Source organism: Streptomyces sp. NPDC002138 (assembly GCF_040296485.1).
Classification (GTDB): domain Bacteria; phylum Actinomycetota; class Actinomycetes; order Streptomycetales; family Streptomycetaceae; genus Streptomyces.
Window position 1 is genome coordinate 1 of sequence record NZ_JBEOXE010000168.1, and the last position, 1,392, is coordinate 1,392.

Sequence of the window (1,392 nt, forward strand, 5' to 3'; positions counted from 1 at the left end):
CCAGGCGGCCCTGGGCGCGGGCGTGCTCGCGTACTACTTCGGGGTGCGGCGCGGGCCGCCCGGGGCGCGCTGCACCGGTGGCGGGGCCGCGGGTCGGGGGTCGGCCGGTGTCGGTGACGCGGGGCCGCTCGCTCCCGGGGTGGTGGCGGGGGCCGGTGTCCTGGGGCGCACGACGGGTACGGGCTGCGCCGGTGTCGTGGCCGGCGCCGGCTGGACCACGAGCGGCGGTGCGTGCGGGACGCTCACGGGGAGGGGGGCGGCCGCGGCGCGGGCGGGCGCCTCCGCAGGTGCCGGGCGCACGGCTCGTACGGCGTGCGCGGGGGGCGGCGGGACCGTTGCGTGCGGGCCGTTCACCGCGGCCCGCTGGACCTGCTGCGGTGCGGCGGTCGGGGCGGGCCAGCGGGCCGGGACCACGGGACGGCTCGCCGGGCGGGCAGCGGGGGCGGCAGCACTGCCCATGTCCCGGGTGCCGAGGGACAGGGGCCGGGCCGCCAGGAGCTGGAGGGTGCGGTGCGGGGCTGCGCTCCGGCCGGCGACCGAGGGGGCGACGACCGGCGGAACCGGGCGGGTGGACCCGGAGGGCGTGTCGGCGGGGCCGCCCGGGGAGACCGGCGGGGCGGCGGTGGCCCGCCGGACGAGTGGGGGAGCACCGTTCGGGCCGTCGGTCCGAGGCGCGCCGGGTGCGGTCGCACGGCGCTGCGTCACGTCGCCCGCACCCAGCAGCGGCGACCCGGGCGCGGGCGCGCGCTGGACGTCGGCGGGGGAGACGGACGGCCTGGCCGCCCGCGACCGGGACGCGGCGGGCGAGGGCCGTGCCGCGCTCGGCGGCAGTGCGGGCAGCGGCGCCCCCAGGCCGGTGCGTACGCGCGGAGCGGCCCGCCGGGCCGGCTCGGGTCCGGCGCCGCCGCCCCCCTCGGCCGGGGGCTCCGCCTGGCGCTGGACGACGGGCAGGGCCGGGGTGGGTGCGGGAGCGGCCGGGGGGTGGTTCGACGGCACGGCCGTAGCGGGCAGCTCGGTGAGGGGCGCCCCGAGCGGGGCGCGGGTTGCGGCGCGCCGCACGGGCGCCTCGTGGTCGGCCGCGGGCTCCGCCCGGCGCGGTGCGGTGGGCTTCGGGCCGCTGCTGTCGGGGGTGGCGGCGCCCTGGGCCGAGGGTTCGGCCTGGCGCTGGACGACGGGCAGGGCCGGGGTGGGTGCGGGAGCGGCCGCAGGGTGGTTCGACGTCGTGGCGGTGGCGCCGGCGCCGGCGGGCGGCTCGGGGAGGGGAGCCCCGAGCGGTGGGCGGCTCACCGCACGCCGCACAGGGGCGTCACCATCACCCCCGTCGACCCGGCCGCCGACGCCGGGCTGATCCACGGCTGGGTCACCCAGGAGCGCGCCCGCTTCTGGGGCATG

At 83.0% G+C, this 1,392-nt stretch carries 1 protein-coding gene; it reads right to left on the minus strand.

Annotation, left to right across the window (positions count from 1 at the left end):
* Positions 1–33: 33 nt before the first annotated feature.
* Positions 34–1,287: a hypothetical protein gene (locus tag ABT084_RS37870; RefSeq protein ID WP_351054396.1), complete on the minus strand. Its 1,254-nt coding sequence runs from the start codon at positions 1,285–1,287 to the stop codon at positions 34–36.
* Between the last annotated feature and the right edge of the window lie 105 nt (positions 1,288–1,392).